Consider the following 25,983-nt stretch of genomic DNA (forward strand, 5'->3'; position numbering starts at 1 on the left):
ATCGCACCCGGCGACCCTGCTCGCCGGGCGCTTCGGTGTCGATGCGGCATATGAAGCCAAAACGAAAACGGCCGGTCACGTAGGACCGGCCGCAATTTTCAGAACCGTGCTGACGGATCAAACGAAGCGCGACTGTTCCAGCGCCGCTTCGACGAAGCTCGCAAACAGCGGGTGCGGATCAAGGGGGCGCGATTTCAGCTCCGGGTGATACTGCACGCCGATGAACCACGGATGGTCAGGGTACTCGACGGTCTCAGGCAGAATGCCATCAGGCGACATGCCCGAGAAGACCAGGCCGCAGGATTCAAGCTGCGGCTTGTAATCGACGTTGACCTCGTAGCGGTGGCGATGACGCTCCGAAATATCGGCCGTGCCGTAGATGTCGGCAATCTTCGTGCCGGTCTTCAGCGACGCACGATAGGCGCCAAGGCGCATGGTTCCGCCGAGATCGCCGGAAGCCGAGCGCTTCTGAAGTTCGTTGCCCTTAACCCATTCGGTCATGAGGCCGACGACCGGCTCCTTGGTCGGGCCGAACTCGGTCGAGGATGCCTTGTCGATGCCGGCAAGGTTGCGCGCCGCTTCGACGACTGCCATCTGCATGCCGAAGCAGATGCCGAAATACGGCACCTTGCGTTCGCGGGCGAAACGCGCCGCGTTGATCTTGCCCTCGGAGCCACGCTCGCCGAAGCCGCCGGGAACCAGGATGCCGTGTACCTTTTCGAGATACGGCGCCGGATCTTCCTTTTCGAAGACCTCCGACTCGATCCACTCGAGCTTGACCTTGACCCGGTTGGCGATGCCGCCGTGATAGAGCGCTTCGGTCAGCGACTTGTAGGCGTCCTTGAGGCCGGTGTACTTGCCGACGATCGCAATGGTGACTTCGCCTTCCGGCGTACGGATGCGATCGGCAACTTCTTCCCACGCTTCCATGCGCGGCTTCGGTGCCGGCTCGATGCCGAAGGCGGCAAGCACTTCGTTGTCGAGGCCTTCCTTGTGGTAGGCGATCGGCACGTCGTAGATCGAAGCGACATCGAGCGCCTGGATAACCGCCGACTGGCGGACGTTGCAGAACAGCGAAAGCTTGCGACGTTCGGCCTCGGGAATTTCGCGATCGGCACGGACGAGCAGGATGTCGGGATGAATGCCGAGCGCCTGCAGTTCCTTGACCGAATGCTGGGTCGGCTTGGTCTTCAGTTCACCAGCCGCCGGAATGTAGGGCATCAGCGTCAGGTGGACATAAACGGCGGTGCCGCGCGGCAGATCGTTGCCGAGCTGGCGGATCGCCTCCATGAACGGCATCGCTTCGATGTCGCCGACGGTGCCGCCGATCTCGCACAGCACGAAATCATAGTCATCGTTGCCTTCGGTAACGAAGTTCTTGATCTCGTTAGTAACGTGCGGGATCACCTGAACGGTTGCGCCGAGATAGTCGCCGCGACGTTCCTTGTCGATGATGTTCTTGTAGATCCGGCCGGTGGTGATGTTGTCGGTCTTCGTCGCCGAACGCCCCGTGAAGCGTTCATAGTGGCCGAGATCCAGATCGGTCTCGGCGCCGTCGTCGGTGACGAACACCTCGCCGTGCTGGGTCGGGCTCATGGTGCCCGGATCAACGTTGAGGTAGGGGTCGAGCTTGCGCAGTCTCACCCGGTAGCCACGCGCCTGCAGCAACGCTCCAAGAGCAGCCGCAGCTATGCCTTTTCCGAGGGAGGAAACCACGCCGCCAGTGATGAATACATATCGCGCCATGGGAGTCACCGGTTACCTTTTAACAAACGATTCCGCCACCGAAAAATTCGCCTATCCGAATTTTTCCGTCTTCGAAGGGAATCAGATTTCACACAAAATAAAACCGGCGGATGGTGCCATCCGCCGGTGGGTTCATTTAAATTGCGACCTTATTGGCCGCTGGGAACTTGCGATCCCGTGTTGCCGTTGGCGCCGCCTGCAGGCGTTTGCGTTGTCGTGGCACCGCTAGCCGGAGCCTCGCCTGTGGTCGCCGGAGCCGGTGCTGTTGCACCGTTGCCGGTCGCAGGCTGCTGGGTCGCGCCGCCGGCCGGAGCCTGAGTGTTGCCACCGCCAAGCGAATCGAGGACGCCGCCGCCCGAGCTGGTGCCCGGAATACGGTCGAGGATGTCGGTCGCCTGCGGCTGGTAACGGGCGAGGATACCCATCGCCAGGGCCAGAACGAAGAACAGTGCCGCGAGGATCGCCGTCGTGCGGGTCAGCGCATTGGCAGTGCCGCGTGCGGACATGAAGCCCGAGCCACCGCCGATGCCGAGGCCACCACCTTCGGAGCGCTGAATGAGAACGACGCCGATCAGGGCAACGACGACCATGAGATAGATGACGAGTAGTACGGTCTGCATCAGCTTCCAGTCCTGCCCTTTGGGCAAACGAATCAAATCTTGCGCGGACTCGGGGCTTCCCGGGCGCAATTTTCGCGCTTCTTTATACCAAGCCGTCCGCTATTCCAACCCCCTGCCCGGCCTGTGCCGGACAATCAGGCCGTCAAATCTTCATAAGCCCGGTAGATGGCGAGGAAGTCTTCGGCTTTCAAGCTCGCACCACCGATCAGCGCGCCATCGACGTTGGCAACGCCCATCAATTCGCGGGCATTGGACGGCTTGACCGAACCGCCGTAGAGAATGCGCATCTTGCCGCCGGCACCACCGAACCGCGACACCAGTTCCTGGCGCATGAAGGCATGCGCCTCTTCGACGTCGGCAGTCGTCGGCGTCAGACCCGTACCGATCGCCCAGACCGGCTCATAGGCAATGACAGTGTTTTCCGCCGTGGCGCTGTCGGGCAGGCTTTCGGCAAGCTGACGCTTGAGCACGTCGAGCGTCTTGCCCACCTGTCGCTCGTCACCGGTTTCGCCAATGCAGACGATGGCGACCAGTTCGGCGGCGTGGGCGGCGTCCGTCTTGGCGCGCACCAACCCGTCATGCTCGGCATGGTCGGTGCGTCGCTCGGAATGGCCGACGATCACATGGGTGCCGAAGCAATCGGCGATCATTTCGGCAGAAACTTCGCCGGTATGTGCGCCGGACTGCTTCTGATGGCAATCCTGGGCGCCGATCATCAGCGGGCTATCGTCGCAAAGCGCGGTCGCAACATAGAGTAACGTCGCGGGCGGGCAGATCAGCGTCTCGACCTTGCTCGACAGATCGCCCTTGACCCCTTCGGCCATCGCCTTGATCTGATCGAACGATGCGCGCGTTCCGTTCATCTTCCAGTTTCCGGCGACGAGCGGGCGGATGTCAGGCGTCATGAAATTTCCTCCGGGTCAGGTCATTTTCTCGGCAAGCGGCCTAGCAAATGCAGCCGGCAAAGGAAAGCATCCGTCGCTGAATATTCCGGAAGGACCAAAACGATCGGCCCGGCCGGTGGTCTCTCGCATTGCAGCGCCGCGCGTTAAGTATGACGCGCAAAGGATGCTGTAACGCTTTCAACCTGCTGAATAATATCGTCCTTGGATCGATTCCGAATTAAGGATCTATATGCGGGCGACGGTGCGAGCCATGTGGATCACCGCAAAAGGCAATCCTTCATCATCCCTCTCCTGTCGGCCCGTGACGACAAAGCCGCGACGGTGATAGAATTCGACCGCGCTCGCGTTGTCGGCGTAGACGCTGACGTCGAGATGACCGAGCCGCGTCGCGGCGTGTTCGATCAGTCCGCGGCCGATGCCGGCGCCATGGACTTCGGGATCGACGAACAACCCGCCGACAAAATTGTCGATCAGCCCGATGAAGCCCGCCGGATGCCCACCGACCTCTGCGACCCAATTGTCGGCCATCGGCAGGTACGTGTCGCGGACGATCTGCAGCTGGGTGACCAGCCGCTCTTCGCCGAGAAAGGGATGCCCGATGCGCGAGGCGGACAGCCAGATGGCCACCAGCCGGTCACGATCTTCCGCGCGGTAAGGCCGGATCACCGTTTCTGAGAGCCGATTGGCCTCGTGTTGGTCGTTTTGCATGTCTCTCTCATAAGATATTCTGAGCGGCAACCCGCCGAGCGCCGCCAGTGATGCCTCTTTCAGGCCGCAAACTTGAGCACGGCCCCCGGCTCTTCGCCGTAGCTATCGCCTGTCAGAACAAAGCCCAACCCCTTGTAGAAACCTTCTGGGCTCGCCTCACCCAGTCCGCAGCTGGTGTAGAGCTCGCGGATGCCACGCGCCTTGAGGTCGCGCACGACGAGTTCGATCGCCTTCTTGCCGATGCCCTTGCCCTGAAATGGACGGGCTATCATGAAGCGCCAGAGGTAGACGCCCGGGCAATCGATGCCGTCGTCCCAATCCGATCCCTGGTGCAGCATGATGAAACCGACGAGCGTCTCCTCGGCGTAGATCGCGCGGAACCAGGCATTCTCGGAGAAATGCGCTTCCGCAATCGAGGTGCCGTTGTCGGCGACCATATTGCGCTGTCCTTCGCTCAGCGTTTCGCTGAGCTCGCAGACCTCGCAAACGGTAAGCGCGGAGATACGGCGGAAGGTAATTTCTGCATCAGACGGCAATGCATGTTCGCTCATAAGCGACTCCTGAAAATCAAATGGATGAAAACGAGGACCAAGCCAAAAAGGCCGGCCGCGGTTTTAGATCGTCCGCCAACGATTTGAGCCAACGCTCAAATTGGACATATGATCAAATCTGCGCTATGTCAATCGCATACAACCGGAGACTGAATATGGTGTACATGACCCGCCTCGCCCGGCGCGAGGCGATCATTGCGGCGGCCATCGCCGTCATGCTGAAGGACGGCTTCGACGGGATGACGACACGTCGGGTTGCAGCCGAAATGGGAGCGGCCAACGGCATCATCCACCATCACTTCAAAACGGCAAGCGACCTCAAGTGTGCGGCCTTCCTGCATTACGAGGCTGCGGCCCGTGCCGAGTTCGTGGAGATGCGCCCTGCACTCAGTGCGACGGCAGCGCTCAAGCTCTTCGTCAGTGACCACACGGACGATACACGGGAAAGCGGTATGCGGTTCTGGGCGGAGGCATGGCGGGCAGCCCAGGCCGACCCAGAATTGGCCGGCGCTTACGCCCGGGCCGTTTCCGGCTGGCATCGTCTGCTTTGCGGCATCATTGCGGACGGTGTCGCGGCGGATGAATTCCGTGCAGGCGTGCTCGCAGAAACGATCTCCTGGCGGATCCTCGGTCTCGGAATTGGCCTTTCCAGCATGGCAGTGCTGCCTATGCCGCTGCTATCGCCGACAACCGTGCGCCGCCTGATGATGCAGGCCGTCGCGGACGATCTCGGCATCTCGTTTCAGGAGATAACCGGGGCATCCTGACCTATACCAAACCTGCGCTGATATTGACCTATTGCGTGGGACCGTGTGCGGTCATCCGGCGAGGAGCGGACCTGAGAGCGATGCCTTGGCATCGGTCGAGGATTGCGACGCTGCCAGTGGGCGACAGACGGCCCGCCCGAAGGGCCGGGCACTTTTGCCCCTTGATGGCGTTGACAATCCTCACCGGACCACGCGGTCCGGCTGCGGTTATCTCCTTGCCGGAAACCAAAATCGCTCCGGCGCAATCGGTCAATATCAGCGCAGGTTGGTATTACGCCTTTGCCGCAAGTGCCTTGCGGATATCAGCCACGTGCTGTCGGTCGAACAGGTCGAACACCTCGTCCCCCGTCAGCCGTTGGACGTCCTGGATATGGGGATAGGCATGCTCAGCCTCACCGAGCGCCAGATAGGAGCGGGCGATGGTCATCGACCCGAGCGGCTGGCGCAGTGAAAGCGTCCATTCGCGAACGAGTTTCGAAACAGCGATGCTCTCGCGGTGAAGCCTGACATCGTGGAGCGCGGCACCGTAACCGCCTTTGACCCAATAATAGAGGTCTTCCCCCTCGAAGTTCGCGTCCGCCAGTTGCGCCGCATTGCTCGAGCGATTCTGCGAACCGATGCTCCGCCCCCAGCGCGATGCCGGCGTTGGCATGTTTCAACACCACGTTTTCAAGTGGGATCATCTCGGTCGTCGCGCTATTCTGCGTCATGTCTCATGTTCCGCAATACGTTGGATCTGCAACCATCAGACCAGCCCGTCGACTGCCCTGCGCGGAGCAGATGAGATATCTTTCGACTGTATCAACAGGATCGGCCTGCGAATTTACGGTATCGTCGGAGAATAAAAGATGGGGCCAACGGGTCTTATCCGGGTGACGAAGGCGAATATTTCGTCCGAATGCCGCAGGAGCGTGCCATGCTGCAAAACAGCAAGTCTACATTCGGCTGGGTGACGATCATCCTCCATTGGCTGATCGCCATGTCGATCCTTGGCCTACTGGCACTCGGCTTTGTCATGCGCAGGCTATCCCTGGATCCAGCCCTGCAGTTCTCGCTCTACCAATGGCACAAATCCTTCGGCTTCACCGTGCTTGCCCTCGCCGCGCTACGCGCCGTCTGGCATGTGCTCGATAGGCAACCACAGGCGCCTTCAGGCCTTTCCGTGCTCGAACGACGCGCGGCCCGGACCACGCATGCAATCCTGATCGGCCTGACCATAGCCGTGCCCCTTGCCGGTTGGGCGGTTGCGTCGACCTCGACGCTGAACATTCCAAGCTTCTATTTCGACTGGTTCGTCATCTCGCATCTGCCGATGGCGAAATCGGAAGCAGCCGAGAGCTTCTGGACGTCGACCCACGCAATCCTCGCCTACGCGACGCTGGCTCTTGTCGCGCTCCACGCGATGGCCGCGCTCTACCATCACATGGTGCGCCGCGACGAAGTTCTGGTTCGCATGCTGCCGACGCGACTGCTGCGGCGCGGCGAGGTCGAAAAGACCAAGGGCAGTCAGGTCATTGCCAAGAGGAAGTGAACCATGATCAAGCAGCAATCGAAGGCAACGCCAACAGCATTGGCACTTGGCGTCGTGCTTGCCACGACGTTCGGACCAAGCGCCACAAGTGCCAGTGCGCCGCAACTCTCGGACGCTGCCGGCAGCTACGGCATCACCGGTGCGTCACGTGTGCATTTCTCCGTTGCGCAAGTCGGTGGCGGCGGCATCATCGGCGACTTCGGCAAGTTCTCCGGCAATTTCCGTATCGATGGCAATAACATCGCCCGTTCGTCGGTCGAGTTCACCCTCTACCCGGAAAGTGTCGAGACGGGAGAAAGCCGCGTCGAAGATTTCCTGAAGTCGAGTGCGGTCTTCGACAGCGCGACCTATCGCACCGTCACCTTCCGCTCGACCAGCGTCAAGCAGACCGGCCCGGACACGGCCGCCGTCGAAGGCACGTTGACGGCGCGCGGCAAAGCGCGGAAGGAACGGTTCTCCGTCAAGCTGATGGACTGGAACAGCCGGTCGATCTCCTTCATAATCCGCGGCAGCATCTTTCGCTCACCCTACGGCATGGACGTCGGCACGCCGATCTATTCCAATGTCGTCGAATTCGACATGAACATAAAAGGGCAGAAGCACTAAGCTCCTGCCCTTCGAGGTATTTTTGGGTTTCCGCTCAACCGCCGATCTGGCTACCGAGGAAATCCTTGACGATATGCACGATGCCGCGGCCAAGAAGCTCATCCAGTGCCGCGATGAACTGGTCGACGTGCGCGCGCTCGCAGATCAGCGGCGGCTCGAGCCGGATGACATTGCGATTGTATTCGGTAAAGGCAACCAGCACGTCGTAGTCGCGCAGAAGCAACGCACCGATGAAGCCAGAGAGCGAGCCCTTCAGCTTGTCATCCAACACGGAAACGACCGGACGCAGAACCATCGGCAACGTCTGGCTGAAATCCTGGAACTCCAGGCCAACCATCAGTCCCTTGCCGCGTACGTCCTTGATGATCTTCGGATATTTTTCCTTCAGCGCCTGCAGGCGTTCAAGCAGATAGTCGCCGCTGTCAGCGGCGCGATCGATCAGATGATCGTCGTAGAGCACATTGATGCCCTCGATCGCGGTGACGCAGGCTTCGCCCATGCCACCGAAGGTCGCCATGGCGTGGATCATCGCCGTCTTCGATGTGCCATAAGCCTTCATGTAGACGTCGCGGCGGGCGATCATTGCGCCAACCGCCGCCTTGCCGGCACCGAGCGACTTGGCGAGCGCGGTGACGTCAGGAATGACGCCATAATGCTCGAAAGCATAGAAGCGACCCGAACGGCCATAACCGCACTGCACTTCATCAGCGACCCACAGGACGCCATAGCGATCGCAGAGCGCACGCAGCTGCTGCCAGTACTCGGCCGGCGCCTGGATGATGCCACCGCCGCCCTGGATCGTCTCGAGCACTATCACGCCGATTTCGGGATCGGACTTGAAGGCGTTCTCGACGGCTTGGATATCGGCGAAGGGAACGCGGACCGTGTTGTCGGCAACCCTAAACTCGGCGCGGTAAAGCTGGCCGTCGGTAATGGCAAGCACGCCCTTGGTTTTCCCATGGAAGGAATTTTCCGCGTAGACGACCTTCGGACGCTTCGGGCCGGCGGCGCGCTCGGCGAGCTTGACGGCTGCCTCCATCGCCTCGGAACCGGAGGAACCGAGGAAGACCATGTCGAGATCAGCAGGCGAGCAGGCGGCAATGTTCTTGGCGAGCGCCGATGCATATTGCGACATGAAGGCGATCGCAATTTCGTGGCGCTTCTCGTCCTGGAACTTCTGGCGTGCTTCGAGAATACGCGGATGGTTGTGGCCGAAGGCCAGCGAACCGAAGCCGCCGAAGAAGTCGAGAATCTTCCGACCGTTCTGATCGGTGTAGTACATGCCCTCGGCGCTTTCGATCTTCACCTTGTGAAAGCCGAGCAGCTTCATGAAGTGAAGCTGACCAGGGTTGAGATGGTCCTTGAAGGCGGTCGTGATGTCCCCGATCGACATGGCTTTCGCCTGCTCGACCGTGATCAGATTTGGCCTTGCGACCCCGCCTTCGATCGACGGCGCCGAGACGCCTGTGCGGTTCGGTCTATCCAGCATTGTCATTCCCCTCACTCGGCCGGTACGGCTGCGGCGTTTTGCATGGCAGCGCCGGATTTCTTGGCCCGATACTCGTCATAGGCGGCAATCAGCATGTCGCCATCGTTGAACTCCGGCCGCCAGCCGAGCTGATGCTTCAGCTTGCCCGTTTCACGGACGCAAAGTTCGTCGGCAATCAGGTACTGCTCCGGATCCATGATCGGCTTGTTGATCAGATCGAACAGCGCCAGTGTCTGCTTCACTGCGAAGCCAGGCGTCGGCAGCAGGAAGGACTTTGAATCGGCGTGCTTGATCAGGTTGCCGAGAAGCTCACGCACCGAAGGAGGACTATCCGAGCCGAGGTTGTAGGCCTCGTTGGGCACGCCACCCTTCCAGGCGAGCCGCGCCGCTTCGGCGCAGTCGAACACCGAGATGAACTGGTACGGTACCCTGCCCGAACCGATCATCGGCACCGGCAGGTTCATGTCGATCAGCTTGAACAGTTTTTCGAGGATACCGAGGCGGCCGGGTCCGATGATCAGGCGTGGGCGGAAGATCGAGATGTTCATGCCCTGCTTGCGCCATTGAGCGGCAAGTTGCTCCGTTGCCCACTTCGATTTTCCGTATTCGCCGAGCGGCTTTGCCGGATGGTCCTCGGTCTGCGGCGACTGCACCGTGTGGCCGTAGATCATGTCCGTGGTGAACTGAACGAGACGCGACGCATTGGCTGCGCCCATGGCCTTCATGATGTTCTCGGCACCGTAGTAGTTGACCGGCCAGAAGAAATCCCAGCGCTTCGAACGGATCTGCAACGGTGACAGCATCTTGGCCGCCATGTTGTAGACCATGTCGTCAGGGCCGATACCGACCTTCAGCACATCGCTCATCTGCGTCACATCGCAATGGACGAAGCGGGCACGGTTGTAGTGCGGCAGATCGGACTTGACGATATCGGCGACCACGACCTCCTCGCCATCCTGAACGAGGCGCTGCGCCAGATGCCGGCCGACGAAACCGTCGCCACCAAAGATAATATGCTTCATGACTTGCTCCCGAAATCTGCTGTTCTTGCACCAGCCGTATCGATCGACTTTTCGTCGCCATGGGATGACATGCCCGACTGGGCGATCAGAACCGTTCCAACGCAGATGAGCGCGATGCCGGCGATGCGCCAGGCATTGAGGTCCTCGCGGAAGACGAAGTAGGCGAAGATCGCAACCGCCACATAGGCCAGGCTCAGGAACGGATAGGCGAAGGAAAGCTCTACCTTCGACAGCACATAGAGATGCGATGCCATCGAGATGACAAAGGTCGCGAGACCCGCGAAGACCCATGGATTGAAAACGATCTGGAACAGGCGAACAATCGCCGTCTCTGCCGTCATCGAGATCGGCCCGAGTGACATCATGCCCTGTTTCAGCATCAACTGTGCCGCCGCATTGGTCAGCACAGTGAAGAGAATGAATGGAATATATTTCATAGTTTTACCCCCAGTCCCGGGGAAGTACCTACACGCGAGAGACGCATATTCAGTGAAGTTCGCGTGTTTAATTTAATAAAATTGTCGGCATTCTCACTTTGGCAAAGCCAGCGCCGTGCGGCGCCAGAAGTTCGACGTCAGCGCTGGATCGCGCAAAGCCTCAAGCTCCCTCCAGGAAGTGAAAGATTTTTCAAAGACTTGCGGGCTCATACGCGCATCCTTGTAAGGATTGATCGCGCCCCCGGCTTCGACAACGATTGCATCCAGCCTGTCCAGCAGCTTAACCGTCCGTTCACCTTGATTGGCGAAGTCGAGCGTCAAAGTAAAACCAGGCCGCGGAAACGATAGGAGCCCGCGGGAGGCGACGTCCCCGAAGCGCTTCAAGACGGTCAGGAACGATGCGTGTCCGGCACGGCGCGCGGTCTCCATCAGCGTCGCGGTGATCTCCCGCGCATTCTCGGCGGGATAGACGCTCTGGTGCTGATACAGACCTTTGGGGCCGTACAGCCTGTTCCACGCGCCGATGGCGTCGAGCGGATAGAAATAGGAAGTCCACGGCACCGTCGACACGGCCTCGCCCGGTTTCTGCTTGCGGAAATAGTATTCGTTGAAGGCCTTGAGCGTCGCTGAATTGAGCAGGTTGAACGGTGGCGAAAACGGCACCGAGAGCTTCATGCCTTTCGGCATATCGGGAAGCTCGCAAGAGCCATCGGCATGGTCGCCGGCCAGCAGAACCCCACGGCCCATACGCCGTCCCGTTGCAAGCTGGTCGATCCAGGCGACTGAGTATTCGTGTTCTTCGTCGACGCGATCGACGAGACCAAAGTATTCGTCGAGATTATCGAAGCGGATCGCGTGCTGCTGCACATGCGGCGACGGCACCTTGGTGAGGCGAAGACTGACGGTCAGGATCAAGCCGGTGAGCCCCATTCCGCCGATCGTGGCGGAAAACAGCTCCTGGTTCTCCGCCGGAGTGCAGGCCAGGTGCTCGCCATTGGAACGCAGGAGCGTAAAGCCAGTCACATGATTGCCGAAGGTACCGCGGGCATGGTGGTTCTTGCCGTGGACATCGTTGGCAAGCGCGCCGCCAACGGTGACAAAAGCCGTACCTGGTGTCACGGGAAGAAAGAAGCGGTGCGGAATGGCGCGGGCCAAAACGTCGCCAAGGGTAACGCCGGCTTCGCAGGTCATCATCCCTGTGCCCGGATCGAAGGCGATTATGCGCGCGTGTCGACGGTTGTCGATCAGCATGCCGCGATCGTTATGGCAGCTGTCGCCGTAGCTGCGGCCGTTGCCGAACGGCAGGAAGGCATCGGGCTCGATATTGCCGATGCGATCTTCGTAGTCGTCGGGTGAAATGCCCTGTCGTGGCCGACGGTCGAGCCGGCCCCAACTTTCGTAGTCTTGTGTGTTCATTGCGGCCCGACGGCTCCGAAAAGAATAAGTAACGCCCCGATCAGCATGGTCAGCTGGCTGCGCCAATCGCGCATGATGAAGACCACCGGATCCTCGTGCAGCATGCCACGGCGCGCCAGCATCCAGATCCGAAGGAGCATATAAAGCACCAGCGGGCAAAGCGGCCACAATGCCCACGGCGTCGTGTACATTTCCTGCAGTTCCTTGCTGTGCACGTAAAGCGCAAGCACCAGAGCGGAAGTGAAGGCTGAGGCCACGCCTGCCTGCCCGACCATCTCGAAATCGACCGCGAGATAGCCGCGCCCGGGAACGGCACCGCCGTCCTTGTTGTCGAATTCATGCAGTTCGACGTAGCGCTTCACCAGAGCCAGGCTGAGGAAAAAGAAGATCGCGAACGACACCAGCCAGAAGGAAAGTTCCGTTCCGGTCGCCGCCGCACCGGCAACGATACGGGTCGTGTAGAGGCCGGCAAGCGTGAACACGTCGACGAGAAGCTTGCGCTTGAGCACAAAGGTGTAGGCCGTCGTAGCACAGGCATAAAACGCCAGCACGCCAGCAAACTTCCACGGAAGGAGAAAGGTCAGCGAAACCGAGGCCAGGGTCAGGCAGACGACCAGCACCAATGCCGTCGGCACCGACATCTGGCCGCTGGCAAGCGGCCGGTTGCGCTTCTTCGCGTGGCGCCGGTCGTTCGCCAGATCGGAGAGGTCGTTGATGACGTAGACGGCGGAGGCCAGGAAGCTGAACGCAAAGAATGCGATGGCAACACTCACCAGCGCATCCAGATGCAGCACCTCATGATTGAGGATCATCGGCACGCCGATCAGCACGTTCTTCGCCCACTGATGGACGCGGATCGACTTCAGCGGCGCAAGCATGCTCACTTTGCCGGTGTCGAGTTTCTCGGCATCGTGACTACGACGCCATTTCTCAGCCGCCGCATCGGGTGCCACGACGATTGCCCGGCGCGACGCCTCGAAGACCGCGATGTCGTCGCGGCTGTTGCCCATATAGTCGAAGCCACCTTCGCCGAACCGTTCCACCAACGCATCACGCTTTCGGCTGCTGGTCAGATTGAGTGCCTCCGACGAATGCATGATCGAAGAAAAGAGCCCGATATGCGCTTCGACCTCTCGCGCGACGGAAGGTGCAGCACCGGTAACCAGCACGATGTCGCGTCCTTGGGCCTTTTCGGCGGCCAATCGAGCAAGGACGGCCTGGCGATACGGCCAGTCCGCCGCCATTCGTCCGGAGCGCAAGGCAACCTCATGTTTCAGACGCGCCTTGCCCTGCGATAGCCACATGAGCATCGGGAAGAGCATCAGCGGATTGCGCAAAACGATGATCGCAGCACCTTCCCACAGTGTGTCGGCAGCCAGTAAGGTGCCATCCAAGTCGACACACAACGGAATTTGCCGTGTTTCGATATGCGCATTCATGAAATCTACCCCAGCAATATCTGCCGGGATAATCGCGCCGATCACTTTCAAAGGTGGAAATAAGCAGCGCGCCTACACCCGGAAATTGCCGTTCTGGTTAACAAATGCCGAGCCGCGAGCGATGTCCGTCAGCGGCTGCCGATCCAGTTCAAGGCGTCGCGCCAATCGGTCATACGGACCGGCGTTCCATGCGATCCGGTCTCAAAGAGCACGAAGCGGGCCGGATAGCCCTGCCCTTTCAACGCGCTGTACAGCGCCTTCTGGCTCGCTGCCGGATAGACACTATCTCGGCTGCCATGGCTGAAGAACATCGGCAATTTCGCCTTGTAGGCGGCGCTCTTGGTAAAATCAGGATCGGCAGCGCCGCCCATGATCATCATGCCGCCAAGCGCTGCCACAGCGCCCGCGTCACGAGACACACCCCAGCAAATGAAACTGCCCATGGAGGCACAGGCCAGCACGACAGGTCTCCCGCCGGAGCGCTCGGCGGCAAGTTTGACCAGGCCTGCAACGTCCGCGGCCCCGGCCGCATCGAAGGACCGCACGCTCGGCGCGTAATAAACGCCCCCATTGGCGACAGCGAGGTTCTTCAGGCGATTGAAGTTGCCGCCGAAGGAGAAATCATTGGCGCCGAGGCGCCGGTCTCCCCCGCGTCCATGGATGAAAATCACGGTGAATGCTGCGCCGCGCTCCCGACCGACGCGCGTCACGTCGAGCGAGCGCCCGCCAACATCGAGCGTCTCGTTGACCTGCTCGCCTTTGACACCCAACGAGACGAAGGCGCGTTTGACGCGCCGCTCCGGAATTTCGTCGCGTTCATTGATATCGCGCAGTTCCTGATAGTCGACGACGCGGTAGTCACCGCCCTCGCTCTCCTCCAGCACCTTGCCGTATGAAAACAGATCGTCCTTGTAGGGCTTAAGCACCTGCGCCTCGGCGCAAACGATCGAGCTTGCAAAAAGGCCGACGGACAGAAAAATGGCGGCAAGCCGGCGAAAGCAAAAATCAGCTGTGGACACGGACAACGAAGGGCTCCCTGGTTCGCGGCAAAGCCTTGCCATCGGCCCGACAGCAAAGCAACAGTTGGTAACAAACGCCGACGCAGAGGCTTTATTTTGCAGGCATCCGGCGCGGCCATTCTCCTTTTGTTCGCACAATCGGCAAGAGTCTGGCAGAATTCGGGTGATTCGAATGACTGGGGATGGCGACAAGACCGAGGTCTTGCTATGGCCTTCAGCACCTCCGCACGACAGGAATGATCTAGACGCCCCATGGACGACAACAGCGACCTCTTCTCCGCAATACCCGAACAACCGAAGCCCGTCGTGGCAGACGCCGCGCCTGTTGCGCGAACGGCGCCGGCTCCGCGTGAAGAACCGCGCCCTGCTCCCAAAGGCAGCGACAGCGGCGACTATGATGCTTCGGCGATCGAGGTGCTGGAGGGGCTGGAGCCTGTCCGTCGGCGTCCGGGCATGTATATCGGCGGCACCGATGAAAAGGCGTTGCACCATCTCTTCGCCGAAGTCATCGACAACTCGATGGACGAAGCGGTGGCGGGGCACGCCAACTTCATCGAAGTCCATCTCGACGCCGACGGCTATCTGTCGGTAACCGACAACGGCCGCGGCATTCCGGTCGAAAACCATCCCAAATTCCCGGGCAAATCGACGCTCGAAGTCGTCATGACGGTTCTGCATGCCGGCGGCAAGTTCGACGGCAAGGCCTATGAAACTTCCGGCGGTCTGCACGGCGTCGGCGTCTCCGTCGTCAACGCGCTGTCGGACGATCTCGAAGTCGAGGTTGCCAGAAATCGCAAGCTCTATCGCCAGCGCTTTTCGCGCGGCGTGCCGCAGGGTGGCCTGGAGGAGCTAGGTGACGTCCACAACCGACGCGGAACGCGGGTTCGGTTTCATCCCGATCCGCAGATTTTCGGACCGCATGCCCGCTTCGAGCCGGCGCGCCTGTTCCGCATGGCACGCTCGAAGGCCTATCTCTTCGGCGGCGTCGAAATCCGCTGGTCGTGTGATCCGTCGCTGCTGCCGGAAGGCTCCGAGATACCGGACCGGGCGGTGTTCCACTTCCCCGGCGGCCTGAAGGACTATCTTGCCGCAACGCTCGGAAAGGAGTTCACGGTTACCCGCGAGATCTTTGCCGGCAAGTCCGAGAAGTCGAACGGCCACGGATCGCTCGAATGGGCCGTCACCTGGTATGGTGGCGACCAGCAAGTCCATTCCTATTGCAACACCATTCCGACGCCTGAAGGCGGGACGCACGAGGCAGGTTTCCGCATCGCGCTCACAAAGGGTCTGAAGAATTACGCCGAGCTGACGCAGAACAAGCGCGCCGCCATTATCACCACCGATGACGTGATGATTTCAGCCGCTGGCATGCTCTCGGTCTTCATTCGCGAGCCGGAATTCGTCGGCCAGACGAAGGACAAGCTGGCAACCGTCGAAGCACAGCGCATCGTCGAAAACGCCCTGCGCGATCCTTTCGATCATTATCTTGCCGACAACCCGGCCGAGGCGGCAAAACTGCTTGAATGGGTGATCGAGCGCGCCGACGAGCGCGTCCGCCGCCGCAAGGAAAAGGAAGTCAACCGCAAGACCGCGGTGCGCAAGCTGCGCCTGCCCGGCAAGCTTGCCGACTGCTCGCAGAACACAGCCGAAGGTGCGGAACTTTTCATCGTCGAAGGGGATTCGGCTGGCGGCTCGGCCAAGCAGGCGCGTAACCGCGCGAACCAGGCCATCCTGCCGCTTCGCGGCAAGATCCTCAACGTCGCCAGCGCCGGTCGGGAAAAGCAGGGCGCCAACCAGCAGATCGGCGACCTGATCCAGGCGCTCGGCTGCGGTACTCGCAGCAAATACCGGGAAGAGGACCTGCGCTACGAACGCATCGTCGTCATGACCGACGCCGACGTCGACGGCGCGCACATCGCCTCGCTGCTGATCACCTTCTTCTACCAGGAGATGCCGGAGCTCATCCGCGGCGGCCACCTCTATCTCGCCGTACCCCCGCTCTACCGCCTGAGCCAGGGCTCGAAGACGCTCTATGCCCGCGACGACGCCCATCGCGAAGAGCTGATGCGCACCGAATTCAACGGCCGCGGCAAGGTCGAAGTCGGCCGGTTCAAAGGTCTCGGCGAGATGCTGCCGGCGCAGCTCAAGGAAACGACAATGGATCCGAAGTTCCGCACGCTGCTCAAGGTCCAAATCGACGACGTCGATTTCGAAGGCACGCGCGAAGCCGTCGACAGCCTGATGGGCACCAAGGCCGACGCACGCTTCCGGTTCATCCAGGAACGCGCCGTGTTCGCGGATAATCTCGATATCTGATCGACCGAGACGTCGCGGTGCCTATGTGTTTACAAGCAGATAGGCACCGTGGGTGAAGCCGATAATGGCACGCCCGAAACGACGGGCGTTGCCCATTTGCGAGGCGCCTTCAAAGACGCCGCTCCGACTATCGATCGAGATCTGCAGGTGTGCGCAGCGCCTTCTCCATGAACAGGCTCAGCGGATCCGGCTGGTAGTTGCCGAAAGGCGGGCGCTCGACATATCCGGCGCTCCTGTAGAGCCCGATTGCTTCCGGCTGGTGAATACCGGTTTCAAGCCGGATGATATCAAGACCGCAGTTCTCGCCGTGCCGCTCGACTGTCTGCAACAAACGCTTTCCGACCTTCAGTCCCCGCGCCTGCGGGTCGACGAACATGCGGTTGATCTCCGCCGAACCATCGCCGGCTTCGACCAGCGCGCGGCAACCGACGACAATTCCATCAAAACGCGCGACGAAGAAGGATACGCTTGGCTTCTCCAGCGTCGGCACATCGACAAGGTGGTTGCTTTCCGCAGGATAGAGCAATGCGGCATAGGCGTCCGACATTTCCAGAAGGCGCAGGATTTCCGGCTGGCGTGGTAACTCTTCGGCGATCGTGACGTCAGGCAATTTTTATCCTCGGCAATGGCTTGGTTCGTTTGCGGTTCTGAAGCGAAACTAACGGCCTGTAGGTCGGCACCCAATACGTCAAATTGCGCAAGGACCAGACCTGCCCATCAATCCGAATGACGCGGCGAAACAAATTGTTTCTGCGCGTTCAGGCCATTGCCCTAATTCCGGAAGAATCACACAGGCAGAAGTCGTGCAACCGGCGCCCAGATGGATACAGCCAGACCATGAAAGCCACCCTGATCGTTATGACCATCCTTGGCTGTGACCACGACGTCAGCCAGTGCCAATATATCTCGACGGTCGACGGGACATGGCCCTCGATCGCCCAATGCGATACGGATTCGCAGAAACAGTTGCCGCGCTTTTCCAATGCCAACTATCCCGTGGTCGTCGCCGTCTGCGAGAGTTCCGGCCCCGGCTTCGCCACCAATGATCCGCAGCCGGAGGTCGTCGCTCCGCTTCCGCAGCCCGAGACGCCGGCGCCGCAGGCAGCAGAGGTGCAACCGACCCTGCCAAAGCGCGCCCTTGCGTTTCTCTCCGGCGCCGTTCCCGACCGTGAGAAGCTGAAGACCCTGGTCAGCAAGCCGGTTCACTACATCGAGGACGGTTATTCCTGGGTGGCGCGGCGGTTCACCGACTGACGCAATCAGGCGGGGTCATTCATCAGGCTTTCGGCGCTCGTGGTTTGGCGGCCAGCACGGCTGGCTGACCTTTCGGCGAATTGACGTCAGGCGGCCTGGCGCGCGGCCAATTGGGCATAGTCGCGGGCAGACTGCCGTTGCTCGGCAAAGGCCAGACGCTCGAGAATTTCCGCCATTGCATTGCAGGCCGGCGAAGGCGCCCTTTGACCGTGCAAGCTTGCGAGCAGCGCGGCACAGACCGAGGCGCGACAATCGTCCGTGCCGGTCGTGCCGTCCTTGCGCCAGAGCAGGACCGCCTCAGCGAACGCTTCGCTGACGTCACGCCCAAGGCCGGCGCTCTCGAACAGGGCGCGAATGGAATGGATGCGGCCGCTCGAGAGGATCGAGCGAACGCGCTTTTCCGTGACGCCAGAGAGATCGACGATGGCTGCCGAGAAAAACTCCGCCCGACCGGTGACAAGTGCATGCAACAGGAACGCCGGCGTCAGGCGACCGGTCCCGCGCAGATGAGCGACGAGGTCAGGCAATTCATCCACAGCCAAAGCGCCGGCCATGCCGACCGCTGCGACGTCGCAGGCCTCGCGCGTGATCCGCTCTACCCGCGTCTTTCCGATCGCCATCTGAACCAGACCGAAGGCGGCGAGAGCTGCCCCCACCTCTTCGACGAGCGCGTGCCGGGCATCGCTTGGCAAGTCGGCGCGGTCCAGCAGCAGATCGCGGATGGCAGCGGAATAGCCGAGACGCTCAGCGATCCGCTTCAACGACCGGCGCGGCAGCTGGGCACCGCCATTTTCAAGCAGGATCAGCATTTCTTCTTCGCCGCCGATTTCAGCGATAGCGGCTGAGACGGAACGTGACACGAATGCGCGGGCCGCAATCAGCGCCCGTGTCTCGACCGAGCCCCGGGCTGCAAGATCGACAAGGTCCTCGTCGGTCAGAACAGGCGAGCGGGAAATGACGATGTAGGCGATTTCCGGCTGGTCTTCGGCAAGCCCGAGAATGATGGCACGAGGAATATCGGAGGATGGCGCGAGCACTTCGGCCAGAGCCGAACGTACCTTCGGAGAGGGATCGTCGAGCAGAAAGGTCATTGCCATTTCGGCAGCCTGACGATCAATACCGTTCATCTGCGCGTCGACATAGGCGCGACCGAGGGCCCGGGCAGCGCGGGCACGATCGCCCGTTCTCGCCGTCTCCACCCAGCGAAGAAATGCTTGTATGATCACCGACGCCCCACTAGACACCCAAAGCCACCTGATGTTGGAAGCCTAGCCGGCAAAGGTTTAAGATTGGTTCACCATGTCCGTTAACCGCTTCAAAACCATGAAACCACTGCTGTTTCAGAGCGCCGGCGCGCCGCTACCGACGTCCGTCGATCTCAACGCTTTCGATGGCATTATTGTCGATCTCGGTTTTGGTGACGATGCACTAGCTCAGCTGGTGGCAGTCGCGCGCGGTGCCTGCCGTGTCTTCGCACGGATCGCTCCAATCAACCGCCTGGCAGCGGAGGACATGGCCTCGCTTCTTCGCAACGACATTAGCGGCGTCCTGCTTTCCGGATGCCGGAGCCGCGCAGATGTGCAGAGGCTCGATGTCATGCTGCGCGTCGCGGAGGCGAACGTAGGCAATCGCCTGCAGCAGGTCGCTATCCTTGCCGAATATGGCTCGGTCCCCGAAAGCGTACTTTCGCCCTACTCCCTTGGCGAAAGCTCGCCGCGTCTCGAAGGAATTATTTTCGATGCCTCTGCGCTGGCGGCGGCTATCGGCTGCAGACCATCGAAGGAGCCGCAGGATGAGGTTCTGGTCGCACCAATCGCCGCCGGGCGCGCCGCTGCTGCTCTTCGCGCCCATGAAGCGGGTCTTGGCTGTTACGAAATGCTGCCGCAAACGGCAGTGACTGAAAAGGCCGTCCGGCGCGCCTTCGCTGCCAGCCGCGCCAATGGCTTTTCTTCCGTGGTCTGCCGCTCGCCGGAGCAAGCGGCATGGCTGGATACAGGCGGCTGACGCTTCCTCCGACTACCCACGCCTCAGCGCGTGGGACGCACCATCTGGAAGACGTCGCCGCCGTCGCAGTAATCCATGTAGCCGAGGCGGGCGAGCGGGCGGACCGTCGCCATGTCGAAACGACCGTCGCGGATCGCCTCGTCGCGAATGTGGATGCCGACCACCTGGCCGATGACGACGTAATTGTCCGAGGGCTCGCCATCGAGCCCCTTTGGCTGGAACATCTCGGTCATCCGGCACTCCAGCGCCGCATAGGCCTCGCCCACGAACGGCGCCTTGACCAACGTCCCGTCAACCGGCGTCAACCCGGCTATCGTAAACTCGCTCTCGCCATGGGGAGCTGCAATCGAGGTCTTGTTGACCGCCTCGCTCAGATTCCGGCTGGCGAAGCTGGCGGTGAATTCGCCGGTGGCCTCGATGTTGCGCACCGAATCCTTGTAGCCGCTCGACGAAAACATCACGAGTTTCGGCCGGTCGCTGATCGCATTGAAAAAGGAATAGGGCGCGATATTCAGCGAGCCGTCCGTGGCGCGCGTGCCGATCCAGCCGATCGGCCGCGGCGAGACGATGGCCTTGAACGGATCATGCGGCAGGCCATGCCTGTTTGCGGCCGTGTCGTAGAACATCAGGCGTCTTCTCCGACCCAGGTGACGATCTCGGCCAGTTCCGGGCGTGGACGCTCCGTTGGCGGGACCGTAGCGGTGCCGATGTGGATAAAGCCGGCGATCTTCTCGCCCGGCTCAACGCCGAGCAACGGATAGGCAGCTTCGTCGAAGGCGTACCATTCGGTCAGCCAATTGGAGGCATAGCCGAGCGCATTGGCCGCCATAAGCAGGTTGAGGCAAACGGCACCGGCCGACATCTGCTGCTCCCATTCCGGGATCTTGAAATGCGGGGCTGCCTTGCTGACGACCGCAACGACGACCGGAGCCCGCGTCATCCGCGTCTCCTCGACCTTGATCATCTCGTCAGACAGATCGGGCTTCTTGGCGAGTGCCATTGTCTTCAGTTCGGCGCTGATGCGCGCCCGCTCTTCGCCGCGGTAAACGATGAACCGCCACGGAGCGAGCTTGCCGTGATCCGGCACACGCGAGGCGAGCTTCAGCATTTCCTCGACTTCAGCTCTACCGGGTCCTGGTTCACCCATCTGAAAAGCGGGAATGGACCGGCGGGACGCGAGATAGTCAACGAGCTTTATTTCGGTTTTCATATTGGGTGAATTCCACTATTTTGCCGCCGACCGGCAGCCACGAAAATGCCATACCGGCGTCTCAAGTGGAGTCACCCAGTCAGGAAGTCAACTGCTCTCATGCGCACCTGCCCTCGTATTTTCATCAGAACCGGTTTGGCGGTCGCACTCGCAAGCATCACCGCCGGCAGCGTCCTGGCGCAGGACGCCACGGAGGCCTTCGAGAGCTTTCCCTCCATTTCCACCACCGGCAAGACGCAGAAGCTGACCGGCTTCAGTCCGCTGACCAGCGACCCGACACAGGGCGGCACACTGAAGGACGTGAAACTCGAGGCGCTTCTGACCGGCAAGGGTCAGCCCGTCGAGGCCGGCCTGACCTGGCGCGTGTTCAGCCCGATCCCCGGAAGCGACGGCAAGCTGCCGCTGCTGGCGACGTCCGAAGGCGGATCGACGGCCTTCAGCCTGGTGCCGGGCGAGTATTTCGTCAACGTCGCATTTGGCCGTGCGGCCGCGACGCGCAAGATCCGCATCCCGGAAGACGGCGTGCTCGACAAGCAGGTACTGGTCCTTGATGCTGGCGGCATGACGTTGAATGCGGTCTCAGGCAGCGATGTGCGCATCCCGCCGGGCGAACTCAGCTTCTCCATCTATTCGTCCGAAACGCAGAGCGATGGCGAACGGGCCTTGATTGCCGCCGACGTGAAGCCCAGCACCGTCCTTCGCCTCGGCGCCGGCACCTATCATGTCAGCTCCAACTACGGCACGACAAATGCGGTGATCACGGCCGACATCCAGGTGGAAGCCGGCAAGCTGACCGAAGCGACGATCCAGCACAAGGCTGCGAAGCTGACGCTGAAGCTGGTCTCCGAGCCGGGCGGCGAAGCCATCGCCGACACCGGCTGGTCGATCCTGACTTCGGCCGGCGACATCGTCGACCAGGAGGAAGGGGCGTTCCCGACGCTGGTTCTTCTCGAGGGCAACTATACGGCTGTCGCAAGAAACAAGAACAAGATCTACCAGCGCGATTTCACGGTGAAGGCCGGCGTCAACACCGATATCGAAGTGCTGCTGACCAATGGCGGCGCGGCCGCAAGCCCGGAAGCAGCCGCGGAAGCACAGGATTGATCTGACGCCGCCAGGCTGACCGTGCGGCAGGCACGCCTGACGCTACGTCAGCCGGCACGCTTGAGGAAACGGCGACGCGGCGGTGCCATCGAAAAGACCGCCTCGTAGATGCGACCGAGCAGATCCTTGCGGTCAGCATGCAAGCAAAGCTCTTCCCAGGTGAGGATATGCCCGATGCGGGCCGCGATCGTCGTGCCCGACAGCCTTCGGAATTCGCGGATCAGGAGAGAGATCCTGAGCGTCAGCGAGACCTTGCTGGCGAGATGGAAGATGCGGCCGTTCTGCCCCTCGAAATAGATCGGTATGACGTTCGCGCGCGCGGCCTGTATCAACTTGGCCGGAAAGATCTTCCACGGCAGATCCTCGGCCCTGCCCCAGCCCGAGCGCGCCGTTGCTACGCCGCCGGCCGGGAAGATCACGATCGTCACGCCGTCCTTCAGCAATCGCACCGCTTCGTGGCGCGTCGCCATGTTCAGCGCCAAGGCCTCCTTCGTCTCCTCGAAGGACACCGGCAGCGAATAGGGCGCCATCTCCGGCACCTTCAACAGCTCGTTGTTGATCAGCACCCGAAACGGCCTGCCGAGTTGCTCGGCAAGCGCCAGAACGGCAATGCCATCGCCGATGCCGAAGGGATGATTGGCAACGATAACCAGGGGGGTGTCCGGCAGGTGCCGAGGCGGCCATTCGCCCTGAAGCCGCAGGCGGACATCGATCAGCTTCAGCATCTCGCCGAAGATCCGGTCGCTCTTGCCGACGACGTCGGATTGCCAACGCGCGTAAAGCTTGACGTATCGGTTGCGACCCGCCAGGCCCTCCATGGAGCGGATGAACCAGCGCTTCAGGCGCCGGTCATTTTCATTTGCGTAAGACAGCTCTTTGAACTGCACGGAAGTCTCCGATGGATGGCCTCCTGCATGCTTCCTTAAATCGTACCCGGTTTAAGGATAGGAACATGCAGCAACTCGAAGTACGACGGCGACCTTTGCGCGTCTGATAAGACGCGCGGCGCTGTAGCATCCGGATATTCCGCTAATATGACAGTTTGCTGACAGAGCGAAGGTCCCGGGGTGTTAACCCCGGGCTTTCTTTTCAGCCTTGCGCTTGAGATCAGGCGCCGTGGCCTCAGCCGAGAGCGAAGCGATCGCCTCGTCGAGCGACATCGCCGTCTGGGCCTGCGAGCCGAGACGCCGGATGTTGACCGAACGCTCTTCCGCCTCGCGCTTGCCGCAAACGACGATGACCGGAACCTTGGTCACCGAATGCTCACGGACCTTGTAGTTGATCTTCTCGTTGCGGAAGTCGGTCTCGACCGTAAGTCCGGCATCACGCAGAAGCTCCGCGACCTCGCGACCATAGTCGTCTGCCTCGGAAGTAATTGTCGCGACGACGACCTGCAGCGGCGAGATCCACAGCGGCATGTGGCCGGCGAAGTTTTCGATCAGAATACCGAGGAAGCGTTCCATCGAACCGCAGATCGCCCGGTGGATCATCACCGGCTGACGCTTCTCGGAATCCTTGTCGATATAGAAGGCGCCAAAGCGCTCCGGCAGGTTGAAGTCGACCTGTGTCGTGCCGCACTGCCATTCGCGGCCGATCGCGTCCTTCAGTGTATATTCGAACTTCGGACCGTAGAAGGCGCCCTCGCCCGGCAGGATGCCGGTCCTGATGCGGCCTTCGGACTGCGCCTCGATCGTCTTCAGCACGTCGGTCATGACGCTTTCGGCGCGATCCCAGAGCTCGTCGGAACCGACGCGCTTATCCGGACGGGTCGACAGCTTGACGACGACTTCCTTGAAGCCGAAGTCCTCGTAGACCGAAAGGATCAGATCGTTGATGCGCAGGCACTCGGCCGCCATCTGCTCGTCGGTGCAGAAGACGTGGGCATCATCCTGGGTGAACCCGCGCACGCGCATCAGCCCGTGCAGCGCACCGGATGGCTCGTAACGATGGACGTTGCCGAATTCGGCCAACCGCACCGGCAGTTCGCGGTATGACTTCAGGCCATGCTTGAAGATCTGGATATGACCCGGGCAGTTCATCGGCTTCAGCGCGAAGACCCGCTCGTCATCGGTGTCGTCGCCGGCGACCGTCACCTTGAACATGTTGTCGCGGTACCAACCCCAGTGACCGGACGTTTCCCACAGCGACTTGTCGAGCACCTGCGGCGCGTTGACTTCCTGATAGGTGTTGGCGAGCCGGCGGCGCATATAGGCCGTCAGCGTCTGGAACAGACGCCAACCCTTGCCGTGCCAGAAGACGACGCCCGGACCCTCTTCCTGGAAATGGAAGAGATCCATCTCGCGTCCGAGGCGGCGATGGTCGCGCTTTTCCGCTTCGGCCAGGATATGCAGGTACTGGTCAAGCTCTTCCTGGGTATGCCAGGCCGTGCCGTAGATGCGGGTCAGCATCGGGTTGTTGCTGTCGCCGCGCCAATAGGCTCCGGCAACCTTCATCAGCTTGAATGCCGTACCGATCTGGCCGGTCGAGGCCATGTGCGGGCCGCGGCAAAGGTCGAACCAGTCGCCCTGATAGTAGATCTTGAGATCCTGGCCCTCCGGGATCGCATCGACCAGCTCTACCTTGTAGGCCTCGCCCTTGTCGGCGAAGACCTGGCGTGCCTTTTCGCGCGGCCAGACTTCCCTGGTGAACGGCTTGTTGCGAGCGATGATCTCCTTCATGCGCTTCTCGATGACCGGCAGGTCGTCGGGCGTGAAGGGCTCGTTCTTGGCAAAGTCGTAGTAGAAGCCGTTGTCGATCACCGGTCCGATGGTCACCTGCGTGCCCGGCCACAGCTCCTGCACGGCTTCCGCCATCACGTGCGCCGCATCGTGGCGGATCAGCTCAAGCGAACGCTTGTCGTCGCGGGTGACGATTTCGATGCGGCCATCGGCGATGGTATCGGACAAGTCGCGCAGCTCGCCATCGAGCGCGATGGCGACGGCCTTCTTGGCCAGCGACTTCGAAATCGACTCGGCGACATCGCGCCCGGTCGTGCCCGGGGCGTATTCGCGGACGGAGCCATCAGGAAATGTAAGGGAAACGGGATTCGACATCATGATCTCCTATCCAGTCCCGCCAACGAATGCGGGTGGTATGGTGTGGTATGACTGACCGGCTTCCGCCGGCTATTTGACGCAGGCCTGATAGAGGTTTTTCGAAACGGAGTAAAGGCAAGGACAGCCTACAGCGCCGCGCGTCTTATCAGACGCGCAAAGGTCGCTGTAGCACTTTGAATGGCTGCATGTTTTTATCCTTAAATCGAATAGGATTTAAGGAAACATGCAGGATGCACGAAGCATCGCGGCGAGGCCCTTAACCGTGTTCCAGTTGCGGAACGTGCCGATGCCGAGACGTTTTTTGGTCAAGGCGCCGAGCAGTTTCGATTCGCTTGCCTGGCCGGTGAAATGAACCCAAAGGTCGCCATCGACGACCGCCAGACGCTCGCCGGCAGTGCAATAGCGTTCGAAATCCGAAGGCACGGCGCCGGAAAGCGGCTCGCGCATCACGCGAACATGGACGCGGGTGCCGTCCTCCTCGCCTTCAACGCGAAACGGATTGGCTGCGGCAAGCCTCAGCCAATCGGAACCAGGACGAACGATGATGTCGACCTGCCGGCCGAACGTCTCGGCGAATGCCGTCTCGAGCGCCGCCTCCAGCTCTCCGACGGCAACCCTGTCCGTTTCGAACAACAGGTTGCCCGTGGCGGCGAGTGTGCGCGGTGACCGGTGACCGAGCCGCTCGGCCATGGCTTTCAGATCACCCATCACAACGCGCCGCCCTTCGCTGAGCACGATACTATAGAGCAGCGCGACGTAGCTGTTCACGCAGGGAACTCCTTG

The 25,983-nt window shown here is 61.0% G+C and carries 26 protein-coding genes; 7 read left to right on the plus strand and 19 right to left on the minus strand.

Features of this window, described 5'->3' with window-relative positions; genetic code table 11:
* Nucleotides 1–117: 117 nt before the first annotated feature.
* The 5 genes from ASD00_RS04970 to ASD00_RS04990 all read right to left on the minus strand — a co-directional run bounded on the left by ASD00_RS04970 (nucleotide 118) and on the right by ASD00_RS04990 (nucleotide 4,530).
* On the minus strand, nucleotides 118–1,746 hold the full coding sequence (locus ASD00_RS04970) for a CTP synthase (protein ID WP_025426755.1): 1,629 nt from the start codon (nucleotides 1,744–1,746) through the stop codon (nucleotides 118–120).
* A 149-nt stretch (nucleotides 1,747–1,895) separates the two neighbouring features.
* Complete coding sequence (gene secG / locus ASD00_RS04975) at nucleotides 1,896–2,366, minus strand: preprotein translocase subunit SecG (RefSeq protein WP_025426754.1); 471 nt, start codon at nucleotides 2,364–2,366, stop codon at nucleotides 1,896–1,898.
* Nucleotides 2,367–2,500: 134 nt separating this feature from the next.
* Nucleotides 2,501–3,271, minus strand: coding sequence for a triose-phosphate isomerase (tpiA, locus tag ASD00_RS04980; RefSeq protein WP_025426753.1), 771 nt, complete (start codon nucleotides 3,269–3,271; stop codon nucleotides 2,501–2,503).
* 225 nt (nucleotides 3,272–3,496) lie between these two features.
* The gene (locus ASD00_RS04985) at nucleotides 3,497–3,979 is read right to left on the minus strand and encodes a GNAT family N-acetyltransferase (protein ID WP_025426752.1); all 483 of its coding nucleotides are present in this window, start codon (nucleotides 3,977–3,979) and stop codon (nucleotides 3,497–3,499) included.
* A gap of 59 nt (nucleotides 3,980–4,038) precedes the next feature.
* A complete protein-coding gene (locus ASD00_RS04990) occupies nucleotides 4,039–4,530 on the minus strand; it encodes a GNAT family N-acetyltransferase (protein WP_057205094.1) in 492 nt (163 codons plus the stop codon).
* A 155-nt stretch (nucleotides 4,531–4,685) separates the two neighbouring features.
* On the opposite strand from ASD00_RS04990, the gene ASD00_RS04995 reads away from it, so the two are divergent.
* Complete coding sequence (locus ASD00_RS04995) at nucleotides 4,686–5,297, plus strand: TetR family transcriptional regulator C-terminal domain-containing protein (RefSeq protein WP_025426750.1); 612 nt, start codon at nucleotides 4,686–4,688, stop codon at nucleotides 5,295–5,297.
* A 271-nt stretch (nucleotides 5,298–5,568) separates the two neighbouring features.
* On the opposite strand, the gene ASD00_RS05000 is transcribed toward ASD00_RS04995, so the two are convergent.
* Complete coding sequence (locus ASD00_RS05000; RefSeq protein ID WP_025426749.1) at nucleotides 5,569–5,949, minus strand: hypothetical protein; 381 nt, start codon at nucleotides 5,947–5,949, stop codon at nucleotides 5,569–5,571.
* Between the two features lie 264 nt (nucleotides 5,950–6,213).
* Between ASD00_RS05000 and ASD00_RS05005 the strand changes: the two genes are divergently transcribed.
* Nucleotides 6,214–6,828 carry a cytochrome b gene (locus tag ASD00_RS05005; RefSeq protein WP_025426748.1) on the plus strand — a complete coding sequence of 205 codons (615 nt, stop codon included), beginning with the start codon at nucleotides 6,214–6,216 and terminating at the stop codon, nucleotides 6,826–6,828.
* Between the two features lie 3 nt (nucleotides 6,829–6,831).
* The gene (locus tag ASD00_RS05010; protein WP_025426747.1) at nucleotides 6,832–7,434 is read left to right on the plus strand and encodes a YceI family protein; all 603 of its coding nucleotides are present in this window, start codon (nucleotides 6,832–6,834) and stop codon (nucleotides 7,432–7,434) included.
* Nucleotides 7,435–7,468: 34 nt separating this feature from the next.
* Here ASD00_RS05010 and ASD00_RS05015 read toward each other — a convergent pair whose 3' ends face one another.
* The 6 genes from ASD00_RS05015 to ASD00_RS05040 all read right to left on the minus strand — a co-directional run bounded on the left by ASD00_RS05015 (nucleotide 7,469) and on the right by ASD00_RS05040 (nucleotide 14,298).
* Nucleotides 7,469–8,929 carry an aspartate aminotransferase family protein gene (locus tag ASD00_RS05015; RefSeq protein WP_025426746.1) on the minus strand — a complete coding sequence of 487 codons (1,461 nt, stop codon included), beginning with the start codon at nucleotides 8,927–8,929 and terminating at the stop codon, nucleotides 7,469–7,471.
* 5 nt (nucleotides 8,930–8,934) lie between these two features.
* A complete protein-coding gene (locus ASD00_RS05020) occupies nucleotides 8,935–9,945 on the minus strand; it encodes an NAD(P)-dependent oxidoreductase (protein WP_025426745.1) in 1,011 nt (336 codons plus the stop codon).
* Complete coding sequence (locus ASD00_RS05025; protein WP_025426744.1) at nucleotides 9,942–10,382, minus strand: transporter; 441 nt, start codon at nucleotides 10,380–10,382, stop codon at nucleotides 9,942–9,944. Before ASD00_RS05025 ends, ASD00_RS05020 begins: the two co-directional genes overlap by 4 nt.
* Before the next feature lie 93 nt (nucleotides 10,383–10,475).
* Entirely contained in the window at nucleotides 10,476–11,798 is a 1,323-nt protein-coding gene (locus tag ASD00_RS05030; RefSeq protein WP_025426743.1) for an FAD-binding oxidoreductase, read from the minus strand.
* The gene (locus tag ASD00_RS05035; protein ID WP_025426742.1) at nucleotides 11,795–13,237 is read right to left on the minus strand and encodes a UbiA family prenyltransferase; all 1,443 of its coding nucleotides are present in this window, start codon (nucleotides 13,235–13,237) and stop codon (nucleotides 11,795–11,797) included. Before ASD00_RS05035 ends, ASD00_RS05030 begins: the two co-directional genes overlap by 4 nt.
* A gap of 128 nt (nucleotides 13,238–13,365) precedes the next feature.
* Complete coding sequence (locus ASD00_RS05040) at nucleotides 13,366–14,298, minus strand: phospholipase (protein ID WP_051509160.1); 933 nt, start codon at nucleotides 14,296–14,298, stop codon at nucleotides 13,366–13,368.
* A gap of 210 nt (nucleotides 14,299–14,508) precedes the next feature.
* Between ASD00_RS05040 and parE the strand changes: the two genes are divergently transcribed.
* On the plus strand, nucleotides 14,509–16,572 hold the full coding sequence (gene parE, locus ASD00_RS05045; RefSeq protein ID WP_025426740.1) for a DNA topoisomerase IV subunit B: 2,064 nt from the start codon (nucleotides 14,509–14,511) through the stop codon (nucleotides 16,570–16,572).
* A 127-nt stretch (nucleotides 16,573–16,699) separates the two neighbouring features.
* On the opposite strand, the gene ASD00_RS05050 is transcribed toward parE, so the two are convergent.
* Entirely contained in the window at nucleotides 16,700–17,182 is a 483-nt protein-coding gene (locus tag ASD00_RS05050; RefSeq protein WP_057205097.1) for a GNAT family N-acetyltransferase, read from the minus strand.
* A 227-nt stretch (nucleotides 17,183–17,409) separates the two neighbouring features.
* Between ASD00_RS05050 and ASD00_RS05055 the strand changes: the two genes are divergently transcribed.
* The gene (locus ASD00_RS05055; RefSeq protein WP_025426738.1) at nucleotides 17,410–17,826 is read left to right on the plus strand and encodes a hypothetical protein; all 417 of its coding nucleotides are present in this window, start codon (nucleotides 17,410–17,412) and stop codon (nucleotides 17,824–17,826) included.
* A gap of 86 nt (nucleotides 17,827–17,912) precedes the next feature.
* Here the strand turns inward: ASD00_RS05055 and ASD00_RS05060 are convergent, their stop codons facing one another.
* Nucleotides 17,913–19,052 (minus strand): DUF2336 domain-containing protein, encoded by a 1,140-nt coding sequence (locus tag ASD00_RS05060; RefSeq protein ID WP_057205100.1) that lies wholly within the window; start codon nucleotides 19,050–19,052, stop codon nucleotides 17,913–17,915.
* 73 nt (nucleotides 19,053–19,125) lie between these two features.
* Between ASD00_RS05060 and ASD00_RS05065 the strand changes: the two genes are divergently transcribed.
* Nucleotides 19,126–19,830, plus strand: a complete 705-nt coding sequence (locus ASD00_RS05065; RefSeq protein WP_025426736.1) for an aldolase/citrate lyase family protein — start codon at nucleotides 19,126–19,128, stop codon at nucleotides 19,828–19,830.
* A gap of 23 nt (nucleotides 19,831–19,853) precedes the next feature.
* On the opposite strand, the gene ASD00_RS05070 is transcribed toward ASD00_RS05065, so the two are convergent.
* Nucleotides 19,854–20,456, minus strand: coding sequence for a flavin reductase family protein (locus tag ASD00_RS05070; protein WP_025426735.1), 603 nt, complete (start codon nucleotides 20,454–20,456; stop codon nucleotides 19,854–19,856).
* A complete protein-coding gene (locus ASD00_RS05075; RefSeq protein WP_025426734.1) occupies nucleotides 20,456–21,040 on the minus strand; it encodes a nitroreductase in 585 nt (194 codons plus the stop codon). Before ASD00_RS05075 ends, ASD00_RS05070 begins: the two co-directional genes overlap by 1 nt.
* Nucleotides 21,041–21,139: 99 nt before the next feature.
* Here ASD00_RS05075 and ASD00_RS05080 point away from each other — a divergent pair, with 99 nt between their 5' ends.
* Complete coding sequence (locus tag ASD00_RS05080; protein ID WP_057205104.1) at nucleotides 21,140–22,144, plus strand: hypothetical protein; 1,005 nt, start codon at nucleotides 21,140–21,142, stop codon at nucleotides 22,142–22,144.
* Between the two features lie 47 nt (nucleotides 22,145–22,191).
* On the opposite strand, the gene ASD00_RS05085 is transcribed toward ASD00_RS05080, so the two are convergent.
* From ASD00_RS05085 to ASD00_RS05095, 3 genes are all read right to left on the minus strand, one after another.
* Complete coding sequence (locus ASD00_RS05085) at nucleotides 22,192–23,031, minus strand: lysophospholipid acyltransferase family protein (RefSeq protein WP_025426732.1); 840 nt, start codon at nucleotides 23,029–23,031, stop codon at nucleotides 22,192–22,194.
* 183 nt (nucleotides 23,032–23,214) lie between these two features.
* Entirely contained in the window at nucleotides 23,215–25,197 is a 1,983-nt protein-coding gene (gene thrS / locus ASD00_RS05090) for a threonine--tRNA ligase (RefSeq protein ID WP_025426731.1), read from the minus strand.
* A gap of 216 nt (nucleotides 25,198–25,413) precedes the next feature.
* The gene (locus ASD00_RS05095) at nucleotides 25,414–25,968 is read right to left on the minus strand and encodes a DUF1697 domain-containing protein (RefSeq protein WP_057205107.1); all 555 of its coding nucleotides are present in this window, start codon (nucleotides 25,966–25,968) and stop codon (nucleotides 25,414–25,416) included.
* Between the last annotated feature and the right edge of the window lie 15 nt (nucleotides 25,969–25,983).

The sequence above is a fragment of the Ensifer sp. Root31 genome (assembly GCF_001424825.1).
Lineage (GTDB): Bacteria > Pseudomonadota > Alphaproteobacteria > Rhizobiales > Rhizobiaceae > Ensifer > Ensifer canadensis.